This window comes from Pseudomonas fitomaticsae, assembly GCF_021018765.1.
In the GTDB taxonomy this organism is placed as follows: Bacteria; Pseudomonadota; Gammaproteobacteria; order Pseudomonadales; family Pseudomonadaceae; genus Aquipseudomonas; species Aquipseudomonas fitomaticsae.
In genome coordinates this window covers 1,538,640-1,557,319 of record NZ_CP075567.1, presented here as the reverse complement: position 1 = coordinate 1,557,319, position 18,680 = coordinate 1,538,640, and the positions used below count along the sequence as shown (strand labels likewise).

General features: G+C 60.1%; 17 protein-coding genes. 3 read left to right on the top strand and 14 right to left on the bottom strand.

All coding sequences use genetic code 11. The features are described from left to right. Positions 1 to 115 precede the first annotated feature (115 nt). Both mutS and fdxA read left to right on the top strand, forming a co-directional pair. Positions 116 to 2,698, top strand: coding sequence for a DNA mismatch repair protein MutS (gene mutS, locus KJY40_RS06860; RefSeq protein ID WP_230735756.1), 2,583 nt, complete (start codon positions 116 to 118; stop codon positions 2,696 to 2,698). 163 nt (positions 2,699 to 2,861) lie between these two features. After that, positions 2,862 to 3,185: a ferredoxin FdxA gene (gene fdxA / locus KJY40_RS06855; RefSeq protein ID WP_007908827.1), complete on the top strand. Its 324-nt coding sequence runs from the start codon at positions 2,862 to 2,864 to the stop codon at positions 3,183 to 3,185. A gap of 488 nt (positions 3,186 to 3,673) precedes the next feature. Here the strand turns inward: fdxA and rpoS are convergent, their stop codons facing one another. The 8 genes from rpoS to KJY40_RS06815 form a co-directional block, all read right to left on the bottom strand. Then, complete coding sequence (gene rpoS, locus KJY40_RS06850) at positions 3,674 to 4,681, bottom strand: RNA polymerase sigma factor RpoS (RefSeq protein ID WP_007954831.1); 1,008 nt, start codon at positions 4,679 to 4,681, stop codon at positions 3,674 to 3,676. A 106-nt stretch (positions 4,682 to 4,787) separates the two neighbouring features. Beyond that, the gene (locus tag KJY40_RS06845; protein ID WP_230735754.1) at positions 4,788 to 5,669 is read right to left on the bottom strand and encodes a peptidoglycan DD-metalloendopeptidase family protein; all 882 of its coding nucleotides are present in this window, start codon (positions 5,667 to 5,669) and stop codon (positions 4,788 to 4,790) included. Between the two features lie 211 nt (positions 5,670 to 5,880). After that, a complete protein-coding gene (locus tag KJY40_RS06840) occupies positions 5,881 to 6,516 on the bottom strand; it encodes a protein-L-isoaspartate(D-aspartate) O-methyltransferase (RefSeq protein ID WP_170844894.1) in 636 nt (211 codons plus the stop codon). A gap of 41 nt (positions 6,517 to 6,557) precedes the next feature. Continuing rightward, positions 6,558 to 7,307: a 5'/3'-nucleotidase SurE gene (gene surE, locus KJY40_RS06835; protein WP_230735752.1), complete on the bottom strand. Its 750-nt coding sequence runs from the start codon at positions 7,305 to 7,307 to the stop codon at positions 6,558 to 6,560. Then, positions 7,295 to 8,353 (bottom strand): tRNA pseudouridine(13) synthase TruD, encoded by a 1,059-nt coding sequence (gene truD / locus KJY40_RS06830; protein WP_230735750.1) that lies wholly within the window; start codon positions 8,351 to 8,353, stop codon positions 7,295 to 7,297. The genes surE and truD overlap by 13 nt, the downstream gene beginning before the upstream one ends. Beyond that, positions 8,350 to 8,823: a 2-C-methyl-D-erythritol 2,4-cyclodiphosphate synthase gene (gene ispF / locus KJY40_RS06825; protein WP_007954821.1), complete on the bottom strand. Its 474-nt coding sequence runs from the start codon at positions 8,821 to 8,823 to the stop codon at positions 8,350 to 8,352. Before ispF ends, truD begins: the two co-directional genes overlap by 4 nt. Positions 8,824 to 8,866: 43 nt before the next feature. Beyond that, positions 8,867 to 9,712 (bottom strand): S-formylglutathione hydrolase, encoded by an 846-nt coding sequence (fghA, locus tag KJY40_RS06820; RefSeq protein ID WP_230735748.1) that lies wholly within the window; start codon positions 9,710 to 9,712, stop codon positions 8,867 to 8,869. A 55-nt stretch (positions 9,713 to 9,767) separates the two neighbouring features. Further along, entirely contained in the window at positions 9,768 to 10,880 is a 1,113-nt protein-coding gene (locus KJY40_RS06815) for an S-(hydroxymethyl)glutathione dehydrogenase/class III alcohol dehydrogenase (RefSeq protein ID WP_115076730.1), read from the bottom strand. Positions 10,881 to 10,995: 115 nt separating this feature from the next. Between KJY40_RS06815 and KJY40_RS06810 the strand changes: the two genes are divergently transcribed. Beyond that, a complete protein-coding gene (locus tag KJY40_RS06810) occupies positions 10,996 to 11,892 on the top strand; it encodes a LysR substrate-binding domain-containing protein (protein ID WP_007954817.1) in 897 nt (298 codons plus the stop codon). On the opposite strand, the gene ispD is transcribed toward KJY40_RS06810, so the two are convergent. The 6 genes from ispD to tilS all read right to left on the bottom strand — a co-directional run bounded on the left by ispD (position 11,889) and on the right by tilS (position 18,574). Further along, positions 11,889 to 12,596 carry a 2-C-methyl-D-erythritol 4-phosphate cytidylyltransferase gene (gene ispD, locus KJY40_RS06805; protein ID WP_039769687.1) on the bottom strand — a complete coding sequence of 236 codons (708 nt, stop codon included), beginning with the start codon at positions 12,594 to 12,596 and terminating at the stop codon, positions 11,889 to 11,891. The genes KJY40_RS06810 and ispD overlap by 4 nt on opposite strands. After that, on the bottom strand, positions 12,593 to 12,871 hold the full coding sequence (gene ftsB / locus KJY40_RS06800; protein ID WP_003222158.1) for a cell division protein FtsB: 279 nt from the start codon (positions 12,869 to 12,871) through the stop codon (positions 12,593 to 12,595). The genes ispD and ftsB overlap by 4 nt, the downstream gene beginning before the upstream one ends. Before the next feature lie 171 nt (positions 12,872 to 13,042). Beyond that, on the bottom strand, positions 13,043 to 14,332 hold the full coding sequence (eno, locus tag KJY40_RS06795; protein WP_007954808.1) for a phosphopyruvate hydratase: 1,290 nt from the start codon (positions 14,330 to 14,332) through the stop codon (positions 13,043 to 13,045). 156 nt (positions 14,333 to 14,488) lie between these two features. Continuing rightward, a complete protein-coding gene (gene kdsA, locus KJY40_RS06790; protein ID WP_007954807.1) occupies positions 14,489 to 15,334 on the bottom strand; it encodes a 3-deoxy-8-phosphooctulonate synthase in 846 nt (281 codons plus the stop codon). A 5-nt stretch (positions 15,335 to 15,339) separates the two neighbouring features. Next, positions 15,340 to 16,971: a CTP synthase gene (locus KJY40_RS06785; protein ID WP_007954805.1), complete on the bottom strand. Its 1,632-nt coding sequence runs from the start codon at positions 16,969 to 16,971 to the stop codon at positions 15,340 to 15,342. Positions 16,972 to 17,245: 274 nt separating this feature from the next. Beyond that, positions 17,246 to 18,574 (bottom strand): tRNA lysidine(34) synthetase TilS, encoded by a 1,329-nt coding sequence (tilS, locus tag KJY40_RS06780; RefSeq protein ID WP_230735747.1) that lies wholly within the window; start codon positions 18,572 to 18,574, stop codon positions 17,246 to 17,248. Positions 18,575 to 18,680: the final 106 nt, after the last annotated feature.

The window sequence follows — 18,680 nt, the reverse complement described above, 5'->3', positions numbered from 1 at the left end:
ACCGCGATGCCTGCGTCCGACAGACCGCCCATGGTAACCTTGCGCCCATCGCGGAAAAGCCCGGCCACTGCCATGCTTTTGCCCCACACCTTTGAACGAGTTGCCTGACAATCCGATGAATAAAGCCGTCTCCGACCTGTCCTCCCACACTCCGATGATGCAGCAGTACTGGCGCTTGAAGAATCAGCACCCGGACCAGCTGATGTTCTACCGCATGGGCGACTTCTACGAGATCTTCTACGAAGACGCGAAGAAAGCGGCCAAGTTGCTGGACATCACCCTGACCGCGCGCGGGCAGTCAGCGGGTCAGGCGATTCCGATGTGCGGGATTCCGTATCACGCGGCGGAAGGCTACCTGGCGAAGCTGGTCAAGCTCGGCGAATCGGTGGTGATCTGCGAACAGGTCGGCGACCCGGCCACCAGTAAAGGCCCGGTGGAACGTCAGGTGGTGCGGATCATCACCCCGGGTACAGTCAGCGACGAGGCGTTGCTGGATGAGCGTCGCGACAACCTGATCGCGGCGGTACTGGGCGACGAGCGCCTGTTCGGCCTGGCCGTGCTGGACATCACCAGCGGCAACTTCACCGTGCTTGAGATCAAGGGTTGGGAAAACCTGCTGGCGGAGCTGGAGCGGGTCAACCCGGTCGAGCTGTTGATCCCGGATGACTGGCCGAAGGATCTGCCGGCGGAAAAACGTCGTGGCGTACGTCGCCGCGCACCTTGGGATTTCGAGCGCGACTCGGCGCTGAAAAGTCTCTGCCAGCAATTCTCCACCCAGGACCTGAAAGGCTTCGGTTGCGAAACCCTGACCCTGGCGATCGGCGCCGCCGGTTGCCTGCTGGCTTATGCCAAGGAAACCCAGCGCACCGCCCTGCCGCATCTGCGCAGCCTGCGTCATGAACGCCTGGACGACACCGTGGTGCTGGACGGCGCCAGCCGCCGCAACCTGGAACTCGACACCAACCTGGCCGGTGGCCGCGACAACACCCTGCAATCGGTGGTCGACCGTTGCCAGACCGCCATGGGCAGCCGCCTGCTGACCCGCTGGCTCAATCGTCCGCTGCGCGATCTGACCGTATTGCTGGCTCGCCAGACCTCGATCACTTGCCTGCTCGACCGCTATCGCTTTGAAAACCTGCAACCGCAGCTCAAGGAAATCGGCGACATCGAGCGGATCCTGGCGCGGATCGGCCTGCGCAATGCCCGCCCTCGCGACCTCGCCCGCCTGCGTGACGCGCTCGGTGCGCTGCCTGAACTGCAAGTGGCGATGACCGATCTGGAGGCGCCGCACCTGCAACGTCTGGCTACTACCACCAGCACCTACCCGGAACTGGCGGCGCTGCTGGAAAAAGCCATTATCGACAACCCGCCGGCGGTGATCCGTGACGGCGGCGTGCTGAAAACCGGTTACGACAGCGAACTCGACGAGCTGCAATCGCTAAGCGAGAACGCCGGCCAGTTCCTGATTGACCTGGAAGCCCGGGAAAAGGCCCGCACCGGCCTCGCCAACCTGAAAGTCGGCTACAACCGCATTCACGGCTACTTCATCGAATTGCCGAGCAAGCAGGCTGAATCGGCGCCGGCAGACTACATCCGCCGTCAGACCCTCAAGGGTGCCGAGCGCTTCATCACACCAGAACTGAAAGAGTTCGAAGACAAGGCGCTGTCGGCCAAGAGCCGCGCCCTGGCTCGCGAGAAGATGCTCTACGAGGCATTGCTGGAGGATCTGATCAGCCAGTTGCCGCCATTGCAGGACACCGCTGGCGCGCTGGCCGAACTGGACGTGCTGAGCAACCTCGCCGAACGCGCGCTGAATCTCGACCTGAATTGCCCGACCTTCGTCAGCGAACCGTGCATGCGCATCTCCCAGGGTCGTCACCCGGTGGTCGAGCAAGTGCTGACCACGCCTTTCGTGGCCAACGACCTGAGCCTGGACGACAACACCCGCATGCTGGTGATCACCGGCCCGAACATGGGCGGTAAATCCACCTATATGCGCCAGACTGCACTGATCGTGCTGCTGGCACATATCGGCAGTTTTGTGCCGGCGGCCAGTTGCGAACTGTCGCTGGTGGACCGGATCTTCACCCGGATCGGTTCCAGCGACGACCTCGCTGGCGGCCGCTCGACCTTCATGGTGGAAATGAGCGAAACCGCGAACATTCTGCACAACGCCACCGAGCGCAGTCTGGTGCTGATGGACGAAGTCGGTCGCGGCACCAGCACCTTTGACGGTCTGTCCCTGGCGTGGGCGGCGGCCGAGCGTCTCGCCCATCTGCGTGCCTATACTCTCTTTGCAACGCACTATTTCGAGCTGACCGTGTTGCCGGAGGCCGAACCGTTGGTGGCCAACGTGCACCTCAACGCTACCGAGCACAATGAGCGCATCGTGTTCCTGCACCATGTGTTGCCGGGGCCGGCGAGCCAGAGTTATGGCCTCGCGGTTGCACAACTGGCCGGCGTGCCGAGCGAAGTGATCGTGCGTGCTCGTGAACACCTGAGCCGACTGGAAGACACCGCACTGCCGCATGAGGCGCCGAAACCCGCCACCAAAGGCAAACCGGCAACGCCGCAGCAGAGCGACATGTTTGCCAGCCTCCCGCATCCGGTGCTGGATGAGTTGGCGAAACTGGATCTGGATGACGTGACACCGCGTCGTGCACTCGAAATGCTCTATGCGCTAAAGAACCGGATATAAGCACCGACGAACCGGATATAACGCAAACGGCTTCAAGCTGTTAGAATCTCGCGCGGTTCGGGATGCTGCTGGCTAATAGCCTGGCTGGCAGACATCGCTCCCGAACCTGGCGACCCCAACCGTGAAGGGGCAACGCTGCCGCCGCCTGAGGAGAAAATTAGAAATGACCTTCGTCGTCACCGACAACTGCATCAAGTGCAAGTACACCGACTGCGTAGAAGTCTGTCCGGTGGACTGCTTCTACGAAGGCCCGAACTTCCTGGTGATTCACCCGGACGAGTGCATCGACTGCGCCCTGTGCGAACCTGAATGCCCGGCTGTGGCCATTTTCTCCGAGGACGAAGTTCCGGAAGAGATGCAGGAGTTCATTCAGCTGAACGTCGAGCTGGCCGAGATCTGGCCAAACATCACCGAGAAGAAAGAATCGCTGCCGGATGCCGAAGAGTGGGATGGCGTCAAAGGCAAGATCAAAGACCTCGAACGCTGATCTGTCCCGCGTTTGAAGAAAAGGCCCCTTGCGGGCCTTTTTGCTTTTCAGGGTTTTACATTTCTTCAGGCAAAAAAAGGGGCGGTTTGACCCGCCCACATTTTTTCCCTATTCCCTGTGTTCCTTTTCATCGTCCTGATGAATCGCGTCCTGCGATGTCCATTCCCCTCCTCCTTGAAGGGCGTGTCTATCCGTCGACACAACCCAGATACTAGAGATTTCCCTGCCGGGGGCAACTGCCCTACAGCGCCAGAACCTGTTGTCATAAGCCCTTCACATGAAAAAATAACCATATAAATCATTACGTTATGAATCAGCAACGAGCGCAATCGCCTTCAGCGGCAGTGTAAAAATAACGAACACTTACGAAACAGTCAGCAAAGGCTTACAACGCAAACCTACAAGGTGGGAACGCCTCCCGCTTTCAGTACGCCAATAAAAAGCCCCGAACCAGTCGGGGCTTTCTGCATAGCGGTCATGCGGGTGGCTTATTGAAACAGCGACTCGCTCGACAGGCCGTTTTTCTCGAGAATTTCACGAAGGCGCTTGAGGCCTTCTACCTGGATCTGTCTCACCCGTTCCCGGGTCAGGCCGATCTCCAGGCCTACATCTTCCAGCGTGCTGCTCTCGTGGCCGCGCAGGCCGAAGCGGCGCACGACCACCTCGCGTTGCTTGTCGGTCAGTTCCGAGAGCCATTGATCGATGCTCTGCGACAGATCGTCATCCTGCAGCAGTTCGCACGGATCGGTCGGACGGTCGTCCGTCAGGGTGTCCAGCAGGGTTTTATCCGAATCCGGACCCAGCGAGACGTCGACCGAAGAAACCCGCTCGTTCAGGCCCAGCATGCGCTTGACCTCGCCCACCGGTTTTTCCAGCAGGTTGGCAATTTCTTCGGGTGAAGGTTCGTGGTCGAGCTTTTGCGTCAGCTCCCGTGCAGCCCGCAGGTACACGTTGAGCTCCTTGACCACATGGATCGGCAGCCGGATGGTCCGGGTCTGATTCATGATCGCGCGTTCGATGGTCTGACGGATCCACCAGGTCGCGTAGGTCGAGAAGCGGAAGCCGCGCTCGGGATCGAACTTTTCCACCGCGCGGATCAGTCCGAGGTTACCCTCTTCGATCAGATCCAGCAGCGACAGCCCCCGATTGACATAACGCCGGGCGATTTTGACCACCAGCCGCAGGTTACTTTCGATCATGCGCTTGCGCCCGGCAGGATCGCCACTTTGCGACAAGCGCGCAAAATGAACTTCTTCTTCCGGGGAGAGCAATGGGGAAAAGCCGATTTCGTTGAGGTACAGCTGCGTGGCATCGAGTGCCCGAGTGTAGTCGATGTACTTGTGTTGCTTAAGCGAAGCGGAGTGTTTGGATTTGGCACGAACGGAAGGTGGAGCAGCCCCTTCATCATTCGACATCGAATCCGAATCGATGCCGGTCTCCATCAGGAGAACCTCATCGTCGATGTCAAACTCCGGCACTTCTTTACTGAGAGCCATTGTTATAGTCCTTTGGTGAGTTCGACCCCAAGCTCAAGCGGCGCCTTTATCCTTGGCAACGCTGGAGCCTGTCCCCTCTACGTGACGGAACAGGCTGGTCTGCAAATCAACGTCTTGGCAGGAACTGCAGCGGATCTACAGGTTTACCTTGTCGGCGAATCTCAAAATGCAGTTTCACCCGGTCTGTACCCGTTGACCCCATTTCGGCAATTGTCTGTCCGACCTTGACCTGCTGCCCCTCCCGTACCAACAGCCGACGGTTGTGTCCGTAAGCACTGACGTAGGTTTCGCTGTGTTTGATGATGACCAATTCGCCGTAGCCCCTTAAGCCACTCCCGGCGTAAACCACCGTCCCATCAGACGCAGCTAAAACAGGCTGTCCCAAATCTCCGGCGATATCAATTCCTTTATTCAAACTACCGTTTGAAGAGAATTTACCAATCAGAATGCCATTAGATGGCCATCCCCAGCCGGTCGGGGCCGGGCCCGGTGGAGGCAGTGGAGCGGGTGCTGGCTTGCTGGCGACGGACGGTACAACCGTGGTGGAAGCCGCGCCGGACCCCGTGGTTGTGGTGGTCGTCGTGCCATTTGCCTGGCGCCGGATAACCGTGGTTTTGCTGGACGAAGACGCTGAGGAACCGGAGTTGGTGACGACCGCAGTCGACGTTGAACCGGTGCGGCCATCGAAGCGAATCGTCTGACCCGGATGGATCGTGTATGGCGTAGGAATATTGTTCCGGGCGGCGAGGGCTTTGTAGTCCCAGCCGTAGCGAAAAGCGATGGAAAACAACGTATCGCCCGGACGGACTACATACTGCCCGGTCGTCACGACCGGACGCTGGGCCACCGCATTGTTGCGATCGACGACCCGAACGTTGCTCGATTTTGTGCTGGAGCAACCGACCAGCAAGGTGCTCAAGACAAGGCCAGTCACCAGGCGCTGAAAGCTCGTGTTACCCATACGCTGCGCAATGACTGTGAGACTCACCCGCCGCTCCCTTTGTGGTGGCTGAAAAATGTGGAATGCCGATTCCGGCATGAAACTTCGCAAGTATAACGGGCGCAACCGGCTTTACCTTTATAGAAGCGCTATCGCCCGGCGCACACGTTTGCTTGTAGACGATCCATCCTGTTTAAACATTCACCGCCGCTGTAAGACAGGCGCGTTCGACAGGAATTCAGCGGCCCCGAACAAATGCTCAGGCCAGCGGACCGTTGAGCAATGGCACAAAACGCACCGCCCCCAGAACGTGTCGGGAGAAGCCGTTTTCTTCGCGCACGATCAGCATCAATTGCTGCACTTCACCCGAACCGACCGGGATCACCATCCGACCACCCGGTGCCAGCTGATCGAGCAAAGCCTGAGGCACATCGGTGGCTACCGCCGTGACGATAATGCCGTTGTACGGCGCCAGCGCCGGCCAGCCTTCCCAGCCATCGCCCCAACGAAACACCACGTTGCGCAGGTTGAGCTCGACCAGGCGTTCCTTGGCCCGATCCTGCAGCACCTTGATGCGCTCTACCGAGAACACCCGCTCGACCAGTTGCGACAACACCGCCGTTTGATAGCCGGAACCGGTGCCGATCTCCAGCACCTTATCCAGCGGCCCGGCTTCCAGCAGCAGCTCGCTCATGCGCGCCACCATATATGGCTGGGAGATGGTCTGGTTGTTGCCGATCGGCAGCGCGGTGTCCTCATAGGCTCGGTGCGCCAGCGCTTCATCAACGAACAGGTGTCGCGGGGTGCGGCGGATCACTTCCAGCACGCTGGCGTTGGAAACACCCTCTTCGTACAGACGCTGGATCAGGCGCTCACGGGTTCGCTGGGACGTCATCCCGATGCCGCTGCGCAGCCTGTCGTCTTGTTCACGAGCCATCAGTTGAGTCCCTCCAGCCAGCCGTCGAGACTTCTGAAGGCATCATTGAAGGTGCGATCGAGCTGCAACGGAGTGATGGATACGTAACCTTGCATCACCGCATGAAAATCGGTGCCCGGCCCGCCGTCTTCCGCATCACCTGCCGCCGCGATCCAGTAACCGGCCTTGCCGCGCGGGTCCACGACTTTCATCGGTGCCGCCGCACGGGCGCGATGGCCAAGACGGGTCAGTTGAATACCGCGAATGTGGTCGATCGGCAGGTTCGGAATGTTCACGTTCAGCACCGTGCGCGGTGGCAGATCGAGCCCGGCGTGGGCCTCGACCAGTTTGCGCGCAAAGTGGGCGGCCGTGGGCAAGTTGTCGACCTGGCGCGAGACCAGCGAGAAGGCAAACGACGGGCGCTCGAGAAAGCGCCCCTCAAGGGCGGCTGCCACCGTCCCGGAATACAGCACGTCATCACCCAGATTGGCGCCGAGGTTGATACCTGAAACCACCATGTCCGGCTCGCGTTCGAGCAAACCGTTGAGCCCCAGATGGACGCAGTCGGTCGGTGTGCCATTGAGGCTGATAAAGCCGTTGGCCAGGTATTGCGGGTGCAGCGGACGATCGAGTGTCAGCGAACTGCTGGCACCGCTCTTGTCCTGTTCCGGGGCGATAACCACGCACTCGGTGTAATCCGCCAGCGCAGCATAAAGCGCGGCAAGACCGGGCGCAGTCACCCCATCGTCGTTAGAAATCAGAATACGCATGGGCTGTCCGTCTGCCCCACCGGCACCAGATCAACGAGTTCGCGCACCAATACGGTGGCGAAGCATCCGGCCGGGAGGACGAATTCCAGTTGCAGAATGTCAGGCTCGGGATAATGCCACGTCAACCCGCCAATGGGCAGCCGCAGGATGCGACGTTCGTGGCTCATACCGGCATTAATCAACCAATCGCGCAGATCCGCCTCGCGTGCGGCAATCCCCTGCTCCAGATCATGGACAACCCCGGCCGCCGGCGAGTCACCTTCGCCCCACTGCGGGCCGGTCGGATGCAGGTCGAGAATCGCCAGACGCGGGTCGCTGCATTCGGCTTCACCGGCCGGAAAAAAGCTGCGGCTGTCGGTGAAGGCCAGCAGATCACCGACCTGGGCACGCTGCCAGGTGCCATCGGCCACCCGCGCTGCGAGCACCTGATTGAACAGAAAACTGCGCGCGGTCGACAACAGGCGCGAGCGCACATTGCGCTGTTCCGGCAGTGCCTTGCGCGCGGCCCAGGAACGGGCATCGACGACGTTGCCGCCGCCATGGCCGAAACGCTGGACGCCGAAGTAATTCGGGATGCCTTGTTTGGCGATCAGTTGCAGACGCTCGTCGATAGCGGCCTTGTCGCCATTGAACTGGGTCAGGCGCAGGGTGAAACCGTTGGCCGAATGCGCACCGCGTTGCAGCTTGCGCTTGTGGCGAGTGGTCTTGAGGATTTTCAGCGTGTCGTTTTCCGCCGCCGACAGATCCGGATCGGCCTTGCCCGGCAATTGCACGCTGAACCACTGACGGGTCAGCGCCTGGCGATCCTTGAGCCCGGCGTAACTCACCGTGCGCAGCGGTACACCGGCCGCCTTGGCGATACGGCGCGCGGCTTCTTCAGTATTCAGGCCGCGCTTTTCCACCCAGATCCACAGGTGCTCGCCGTCACCGCTGAACGGAATGTCGAGGACTTCATCGACCTGGAAATCTTCGGCGATGGCTTTCAGTACCGCGGTGCCGAGGGCATCGCCATAGGCGCGCGGGCCGAGCAGTTGCAGTTCGTTCATGCGCGCAGCAACAAGGCAACGGAATGCACGGCGATGCCTTCTTCGCGACCGACGAAGCCGAGCTTCTCGGTGGTGGTGGCTTTCACGTTCACTTGATCCAGTTCTACTTGTAGATCCGCGGCAATCAGCGCGCGCATCGATTCGATATGGGGGGCCATCTTCGGTGCCTGGGCAACGATGGTGTTGTCGACGTTGCCGACTTTCCAGCCTTTGGCGTGGATCAGGCTGACCACATGACGCAGCAACACACGACTGTCGGCGCCCTTGAATTGCGGGTCGGTGTCCGGGAAATGCTTGCCGATATCACCCAGCGCCGCCGCGCCGAGCAAGGCGTCGCTCAAGGCGTGCAGCAGGACGTCACCGTCGGAGTGAGCGAGCAGCCCGAAGCCGTGTGCGATTCGCACGCCGCCCAGAGTAATGAAATCGCCTTCAGCGAAACGGTGCACATCATAGCCGTGGCCAATACGCATAAAAAAACGCCCCGAATTTTGTCAGGGCGTGATTCTACCTGCATTAACTCTTCAGAGCGCGCGCGTGATGCTGCAAGTGGTCGTCAATGAAGCTGGCGATGAAGAAATAGCTGTGGTCGTAGCCCGGCTGCAGACGCAACGTCAGCGGATGCCCCGCCTGTTTTGCCGCTTGTTGCAGCGCTTCCGGCTTGAGTTGGGTGGCGAGGAAATCGTCGCGGTCACCCTGATCGACCAGCAGTGGCAGTTTCTCGTCCGCTTCGGCGATCAGTGCACAGGCATCCCACTCGCGCCACTTCGAACGGTCTTCGCCCAGATAGCGGATGAATGCCTTCTGGCCCCACGGGCAATCCATCGGATTGTTGATAGGCGAAAACGCCGAAACCGACTGATAACGACCCGGGTTGCGCAACGCACAGATCAGCGCACCGTGACCGCCCATGGAATGGCCGCTGATGCTGCGATTGTCCGACGCCGGGAAATGCGCTTCAACCAGTGAAGGCAGTTCCTGCACGACGTAGTCATGCATCCGATAATGCCGCGACCAGGGTTCCTGCGTGGCATTCAGATAAAACCCGGCGCCGAGGCCGAAATCCCAGGCCCCGTCAGGATCACCCGGTACATCAGGGCCTCGCGGACTGGTGTCCGGCGCCACGATGATCAGGCCGAGTTCGGCCGCCATGCGCATCGCGCCGGCCTTCTGCATGAAGTTCTCGTCCGTGCAGGTCAGGCCCGACAGCCAGTACAGCACCGGCAACTTGCCGCCCTGCTCTGCCTGCGGCGGCAGGTACACGGCGAACACCATGTCGCAGCCCAGCACCTCGGAGCGATGGCGATAGCGCTTGTGCCAACCGCCGAAACTTTTCTGACAGGAGATGTTTTCCAGACTCATGTAGGACTCCTACGCAGCCACGGCTGCACATCGGCAGCCGTGGCATCGCGATTGATCAGAAATGAATGACGGTGCGGATGCTCTTGCCTTCGTGCATCAGGTCGAAGGCTTTGTTGATGTCTTCCAGGCCCATGGTGTGGGTGATGAAAGTATCCAACGGGATTTCGCCGCTTTGCGCCATGTCGACATAGCTTGGCAGCTCGGTACGGCCACGCACGCCGCCGAACGCCGAACCGCGCCAGACGCGACCGGTCACCAACTGGAACGGACGGGTGGCGATTTCCTGGCCAGCACCGGCGACGCCGATGATGACCGACTCGCCCCAGCCTTTGTGGCAGCACTCGAGGGCTGCACGCATCAGTTGCACATTGCCGATGCATTCGAAGGAGAAGTCGACGCCGCCATCGGTCATGTCGACGATCACTTCCTGGATCGGACGATCGAAGTCTTTCGGGTTCACGCAGTCGGTAGCACCCAATTGTTTGGCGATTTCGAACTTGGCCGGGTTGATGTCGATGGCGATGATACGTGCGGCCTTGGCCTTCACCGCGCCAATCACGGCCGACAGACCGATGCCGCCGAGACCGAAGATGGCCACGGTGTCACCCGGTTTCACCTTGGCGGTGTTGATCACTGCGCCAATACCGGTGGTCACGCCGCACCCAAGCAGGCAGACCTTTTCCAGCGGCGCATCCTTGGAGATCTTGGCCACGGAGATTTCCGGCAGCACGGTGTACTCGGAGAAGGTCGAGGTACCCATGTAGTGGAAAATCGTTTGGCCCTTGTAGGAAAAGCGCGAAGTGCCGTCCGGCATCAGGCCCTTGCCCTGAGTGGCGCGAATGGCCTGACACAGGTTGGTCTTGCCCGACTTACAGAATTTGCACTGACCGCATTCCGGGGTATACAGCGGGATCACGTGGTCGCCGACAGCCACCGAGGTCACACCTTCGCCGATCGCTTCGACGATGGCGCCACCTTCGTGGCCGAGGATCGACGGGAAGATACCTTCCGGGTCAGCGCCGGACAGGGTGTAAGCGTCAGTGTGGCAAACCCCGGAAGCCACCACGCGCAGCAACACTTCACCGGCCTTGGGCATGGCGACATCGACTTCTACGATTTCCAGCGGTTTCTTGGCCTCGAAGGCAACGGCGGCGCGCGACTTGATCATGCTGACTCTCCAGTGAATCCATTGAATAAAAACCAGACAGGGAGTGTAGTCCAGCGCTGCTTGATGAATAATCCTGGCAAAAGCAAAACATTATTGCCGTACAGGGATAATCCCAATGTCCGAAAACCGCTGGGAAGGCATCGACGAGTTCGTCGCCGTTGCCGAATGCAGCCAGTTCACCGCAGCTGCCGAACGCCTCGGCGTTTCTTCCTCGCACATCAGTCGACAAATCGTACGACTGGAAGAGCGATTGCAGACCCGACTGCTGTATCGCAGTACCCGACGCGTCACCCTGACCGAGGCCGGCCAGACCTTTCTGCAACATTGCCAGCGCCTGCAGGACGGTCGCGAAGAAGCGTTGCGTGCAGTCGGCGATCTGACCAGCGAACCCAAAGGCATGCTGCGCATGACCTGTGCCGTGGCGTATGGCGAACGCTTCATCGTGCCGCTGGTGACCCGGTTCATGGGGCACTACCCGCAACTGCGCATCGATATCGAACTGACCAACCGCCAACTCGATCTGGTGCATGAAGGCCTCGACCTGGCGATCCGCCTCGGTCGCCTTCAGGATTCCCGTCTGGTGGCGACGCGCCTTGCACCGCGACGCATGTATCTGTGTGCATCGCCTTCCTACCTTGAACGGTACGGACGCCCACACAGTTTGTCGGAACTGGGACGGCACAATTGCCTGATCGGCAGCTCGGACATCTGGCAGCTTGAGCAAAACGGGCGGGAATTTTCCCAGCGGGTACAGGGAAACTGGCGCTGCAACAGTGGGCAAGCGGTGCTGGATGCAGCGCTACAGGGCGTCGGGCTGTGTCAGCTACCGGACTATTACGTGCTGGAACATCTGCACAGCGGCGCGTTGATTTCGCTTTTGGAGGCCCATCAACCGCCGAATACGGCGGTGTGGGCGCTGTATCCGCAGCAACGGCACTTGTCGCCGAAGGTGCGCAAACTGGTGGATTTTCTCAAGGAAGGTTTGGCCGAACGGCCGGAGTACCGGATTTAACGACGATTGGCCCAGCGCTGACGCAACCATTCAAGGTCTTCGGGGCGGGTGACTTTTAGATTGTCCGCGCGGCCTTCGATCAGGCGCGGCGCCATGCCGGCCCACTCCATCGCCGAGGCTTCATCGGTAATCACCGCATCGGCCACCAGACTGTCCGCCAGCGCGCGGTGCAAGGCACCGAGGCGGAACATTTGCGGCGTATAGGCTTGCCAGATCACGCTGCGATCGACGGTTTCCACCACCCGACCGTGTTTGTCGACCCGTTTCAGGGTGTCCTTCGCCGGCACGGCCAACAGGCCGCCGACCGGATCGTTCGCCAGCTCAGCGAGCAATTTGTCGAGATCGTCACGGCTCAGATTGGGCCGTGCCGCATCATGGACCAGCACCCAGTCCTCGTCGTCGGCACCTTGGGCGTGCAGATGAAGCAAGGCGTTGAGCACCGAGCCGGAACGCTCGGCACCACCGTCGACCCGTTGAATGCGCGGATCGCTGGCGCTGGCCAGGTTCGGCCAATAAGGATCATCAACGGCAAGACTGACCACCAGGCCCTTGAGGCTTGGGTGATCGAGGAAACAGCCGAGGCTGTGTTCAAGAATTGTGCGCCCGCCCAGTTGCAGATACTGCTTGGGACGGTCCGCAGCCATACGGGCACCGACGCCCGCGGCAGGAATCACAGCCCAGAAGGCCGGCAGGGAATCGATCATTGGGCCAACTGGTAAAGGGTTTCGCCGTCCTTGACCATGCCCAGTTCGTGACGAGCCCGCTCTTCAACGGTCTCCATGCCTTTCTTCAACTCGCTGACTTCAGCGTCCATCACCCGGTTGCGCTCCAGCAAGGCTTCGTTCTCGGCGTGTTGATCAGCAATCTGCTGATTCAGTTCGGCGACTTGCGCCAGACTGCCATTGCCCACCCACAGGCGGTACTGCAGACCGGCCAGCAGCAAGAGCAAAACGAGAAACAACCAGTAAGGACTGCGCATCGAATATCAGGTATCCAGTGAAAAAAGACAGCCACGCCAAAACTTTGAAGCATCTGATAGCACGAAGCCTGGAATATCCAGGCTTGTGCATATAAGGCATCAGATTAGTGGCAAATCCATCGCTGTCACGACTTTTCCGACACAATCCGGTGTCTTTTTACCATCTACAACTTAACCGCGAAACTCGGAGCGACCGTTGTACTTGGCCTTGCCATTCAACTGCTCTTCAATACGCAGCAGTTGGTTGTACTTGGAAACGCGGTCGGAACGGCACAGCGAACCGGTCTTGATCTGGCCAGCCGAAGTACCCACGGCCAGGTCGGCAATGGTCGAATCTTCGGTTTCGCCCGAACGGTGCGAGATCACGGCGGTGTAACCGGCTGCCTTGGCCATCTGGATGGCTTCCAGGGTTTCGGTCAGGGTGCCGATCTGGTTGAACTTGATCAGGATCGAGTTGGCGATCTTTTTGTCGATGCCTTCTTTCAGGATCTTGGTGTTGGTCACGAACAGGTCGTCGCCTACCAGTTGGGTCTTCTCGCCGATCTTGTCGGTGAGGATCTTCCAGCCAGCCCAGTCGGACTCGTCCAGACCGTCTTCGATCGAGATGATCGGGTAACGCTCGGTCAGGCCTTTGAGGTAGTCGGCGAAACCTTCAGCGGTGAACACCTGGCCTTCGCCGGACAGGTTGTACTTGCCGTCTTCGAAGAACTCGCTGGCTGCGCAGTCCAGAGCCAGGGTCACGTCGGTACCCAGCTTGTAACCGGCGTTGGCGACTGCTTCGGAGATCACTTTCAGTGCATCTTCGTTGGAAGCCAGGTTCGGCGCGAAGCCGCCTTCGTCACCGACAGCAGTGCTCAGGCCACGGGCTTTCAGCACGGCTTTCAGGTGATGGAAAATCTCGGTGCCCATGCGCAGACCTTCCGAGAAAGACTTGGCGCCAACCGGCTGAACCATGAATTCCTGGATGTCGACGTTGTTGTCGGCGTGTTCGCCACCGTTGATGATGTTCATCATCGGAACCGGCATCGAGTACACACCCGGGGTGCCGTTCAGGTTGGCGATGTGAGCGTACAGCGGCAGGTCCTGATCCTGTGCAGCCGCCTTGGCCGCAGCCAGAGACACGGCGAGGATGGCGTTGGCGCCCAGGGTCGCTTTGTTTTCGGTACCGTCAAGCTTGATCATCGCGTGATCCAGGGCTTTCTGGTCGCTTGGGTCAGTGCCCAGCAGCAGATCGCGGATCGGACCGTTGATGTTGGCAACCGCCTTGAGCACGCCCTTGCCCAGGTAACGGCTCTTGTCGCCATCACGCAGCTCGAGCGCTTCACGCGAGCCAGTGGATGCACCGGACGGCGCGCAAGCGCTGCCGATGATGCCGTTGTCGAGAAGCACGTCCGCTTCCACGGTGGGATTGCCACGGGAGTCGAGAACTTCACGACCTTTGATGTCGACGATTTTTGCCATTGTTGTAAACACTCCAAAGTTGACGAAAACGACGCAGCTAGAGGAAATCTTTTTACCGTCGGCAAGTGGTGTGCAGCGGGCAGCTTGCAGACGACAACGCTCATACCCGAGGGCATGAGCGACAAATCGTGCGGTACTTTACCGGAGAATTGAGGTTTACGCGGTTTCTACCGTCGGAAAACTCTTCACCAGTTCGTCCAGGGCTTTGAGCTGGGCCAGGAATGGCTCCAGTTTGTCCAGACGCAAGGCGCAAGGGCCGTCGCATTTGGCGTTGTCCGGATCCGGGTGCGCTTCGAGGAACAGACCTGCCAGCGACTGGCTCATGCCAGCCTTGGCCAGGTCGGTGACCTGGGCGCGGCGACCGCCGGCGGAGTCGGAACGACCGCCAGGCATTTGCAGCGAATGGGTCACGTCGAAGAATACCGGGTACTCGAACTGCTTCATGATGCCGAAGCCGAGCATGTCGACCACGAGGTTGTTGTAGCCGAAGCTCGAACCGCGCTCGCAGAGGATCAACTGATCGTTACCCGCTTCCACGCACTTGTTCAGGATGTGTTTCATTTCCTGAGGCGCGAGGAACTGGGCTTTCTTGATGTTGATGACAGCGTTGGTCTTGGCCATCGCGACGACCAGATCGGTCTGGCGCGACAGGAAGGCCGGCAGCTGGATGATATCGCAGACCTCAGCGACGACCGCGGCCTGGTCAGGCTCGTGGACGTCGGTGATGATCGGCACGCCGAAGGCTTGTTTGATGTCCTGGAAGATGCGCATGCCCTCTTCCAGGCCAGGACCGCGATAGGAGGTCACAGAAGAACGGTTGGCCTTGTCGAAGCTGGCCTTGAACACGTAAGGGATACCGAGCTTTTCGGTGACCTTCACGTACTCTTCGCAAACCTGCATGGCCATGTCACGGCTTTCCAGCACGTTCATGCCGCCGAACAGCACCATGGGTTTGTCGTTGGCAATCTCGATGTCGCCGACGCGGATGATCTTCTGTGCCATCGGGGTTACGCCTTCTTCTGGTGTTGAGCCAATGCCGCTTTGACGAAGCCACTGAACAGCGGATGGCCATCGCGTGGCGTCGAGGTGAACTCAGGGTGGAACTGGCAAGCGACGAACCATGGATGATCCGGGGCTTCGACCACTTCAACCAGCGCTGCATCGGAAGAACGACCGGAAATCTTCAGGCCGGCCTCGATGATTTGCGGCAGCAGGTTGTTGTTCACTTCGTAACGGTGACGGTGACGCTCGACAATCACATCCTTGCCATAGCAGTCGTGCACCTTGGAGCCGGCTTCGAGCAGGCATTCCTGAGCGCCGAGGCGCATGGTGCCGCCCAGATCGGACGCTTCGGTACGAGTTTCGACCGCACCGGTAGCGTCTTCCCACTCGGTGATCAGACCGACAACCGGATGGCCGCTGGCACGATCGAACTCGGTGGAGTTGGCGTCTTTCCAGCCCAGCACGTTACGGGCGAACTCGATGACCGCCACTTGCATGCCCAGGCAGATACCCAGGTACGGAACCTTGTTTTCGCGAGCATACTGAACGGCAGTGATCTTGCCTTCCACGCCACGCAGACCGAAGCCGCCCGGTACGAGGATCGCGTCGACGCCTTCCAGCAGCGCAGTGCCCTGGTTCTCGATGTCTTCGGAATCGATGTAGCGCAGGTTGACCTTGGTGCGGTTGGTGATGCCGGCGTGACTCATCGCTTCGATCAGCGACTTGTAGGCATCCAGCAGCTCCATGTACTTGCCGACCATCGCGATGGTGACTTCGTGCTCCGGGTTCAGCTTGGCATCGACGACCTTTTCCCACTCGGACAGGTCGGCGCCATTGCATTGCAGGCCGAAACGCTCGACGACGAAGTCGTCCAGCCCCTGGGCGTGCAGCACGGCCGGGATCTTGTAGATGGTGTCGACGTCTTCCAGGGAGATCACCGCACGCTCTTCAACGTTGGTGAACAGCGCGATCTTGCGACGCGACGACACATCCACCGGATGGTCGGAGCGGCAGATCAGCACGTCTGGCTGCAGACCGATCGAACGCAGTTCCTTCACGGAGTGCTGGGTCGGCTTGGTCTTGGTCTCGCCTGCGGTGGCGATGTACGGAACCAGGGTCAGGTGCATCAGCATCGCGCGCTTGGAACCGACTTCCACACGCAGCTGGCGGATGGCTTCGAGGAACGGTTGCGACTCGATGTCGCCAACGGTACCGCCGATTTCCACCAGAGCCACGTCGGCATCGCCGGCGCCCTTGATGATGCGACGCTTGATTTCGTCGGTGATGTGCGGAATGACCTGGATGGTTGCACCCAGGTAGTCACCACGGCGCTCTTTGCGCAGCACGTGCTCGTAGACACGGCCGGTGGTGAAGTTGTTGTTCTGGGTCATGGTCGTGCGGATGAACCGCTCGTAGTGGCCCAGGTCCAGGTCGGTCTCGGCGCCGTCGTGGGTGACGAACACTTCACCGTGCTGGAACGGGCTCATGGTGCCCGGGTCGACGTTGATGTACGGATCCAGCTTCAGCATGGTGACCTTAAGCCCCCGCGCCTCCAGGATGGCCGCCAATGAAGCCGATGCAATGCCTTTCCCCAAAGAAGAAACAACACCGCCCGTGACGAATATGTAGCGCGTCATGAAAAACCCTAGAAGTCTGCGTTAAAGCGGTCCGAGCCGCCGGGGAAAGCGAAGGAAGGCCGAAGCCCCCGATCACCTGCATTAATCACAGTGCACCTTTCAAAAAAACCGCCGCGTTGGGACAGACCGGAAGTGAAAACACCGGTACGTTGCTCGCTACACATTTTTTGGAATCGCCCAGCAAAGACTGCTTGGTAATCGGCAACTCCTGCAATTCAGGCGAATCCACAGAAGTTGTATCAAGAAGGGAGCGTAGTCTACCGGAATGCCCCCTTCATCTCAAACCTTGATCTTCGTCCGAAGGCTGCCAATGCAATCGCCAGCCTTCCAGCGCATTGCCGTCGAGCCCCGGCAGGTTCGCCACGGCGAGCAATTCTTCACCGCGAAACAGCAGCGGCAATCTGCCACGCACGAAGCCCGGCACCGCGCGCTCGTTGAGCAGACGCTTGAGATCGCGATGTCCGCGACCCGCCAGTTCCATCACTTCGCCGCCCTGTCGATAGCGGATCTGCAGCGGCCCGGCGGGAGTCTGACCGCTGAACATGACACTTCCGTTATCGGGCAAGCGTAGCGCTGACGACAGGTCGTGCCAGTCGCCGCTGACCACCGGCGTACGTAGCCATTGCCCGCTGAGCCACCACAAGCGACCGGCGCTTCTGTGCAGCTCGCCATCCGCCAGACGCCAGATCGGCGAGGCATCGTTGCCGGCATCGCGCAGATCCGTCCAACCCGACCAATGGTCGGTATCCGGCAGTCGGGTCAGCGGTTCGAGCCAGTGGCTGAGTGCGTTTCGCTGTCGGGCATCGGACAAGCACGCGATTGCTGCAAACCCCAACGATGGCAATCCCGACCACTCGAACTCACCGGGCGAGTTCGCCTGAGCCAGATCAATCTGCGCCAGTTCATCGAGCAAGCCTTGCGCCTCCCGCAGATGCGCCGCACTGCGGGCCATGCTGGCGTGCGCCTGGGGCCAGCGACCGGTCAGCAGCGGCATGACCTGATGGCGCAGATAGTTGCGCGAAAACTGCCGATTCTGATTGGAAGGATCCTCGATCCAACGCAGACCATGGTCCTGCGCATAGGCCTCCAGCTCGGCACGCGTGACGTCGAGCAACGGCCGAACCAGACTGCCCTGCCCCAGCGCTCGCTGGGCTGGCATACCTGATAGACCTCGGACCCCGGCGCCACGCAGCAGACGGAACAACAGCGTTTCAGCCTGATCGTCGCGGTGCTGACCGGTCAGCAGCACATCATTGACCAGAGTCACCGCACTGAACGCTGCATAGCGCGCATCCCGTGCCGCGCGCTCCAGACTCGCCCCCGGTTGCACCTGCACACGTACCACTTGCAATGGCACCGCCAGTTCATCGCAGACAGCCTGACAATGCGCCGGCCACGCGTCAGCCACAGCCTGAAGACCGTGATGGACATGGATGGCACTTAGCGCCGGAAGGGATTGGGTTTTGGCGAGACTGGTCAGGAGATGCAGCAGAACGGTGGAATCGAGACCACCGGAGAAGGCGATGCGCCAACGGGAAGCACCGAGCAAGGGCTTGAGATTGCGCAGAAGCCTGGAAGGCAAATCGATCGAGGGCTGACCCATTTTTCTACCTTTTCACAAACCAAATGTGGGAGCGGGCTTGCTCGCGAAAGCGGTGAACAGCCAACACAGTCGTTGAATGTTACATCGCATTCGCGGGCAAGCCCGC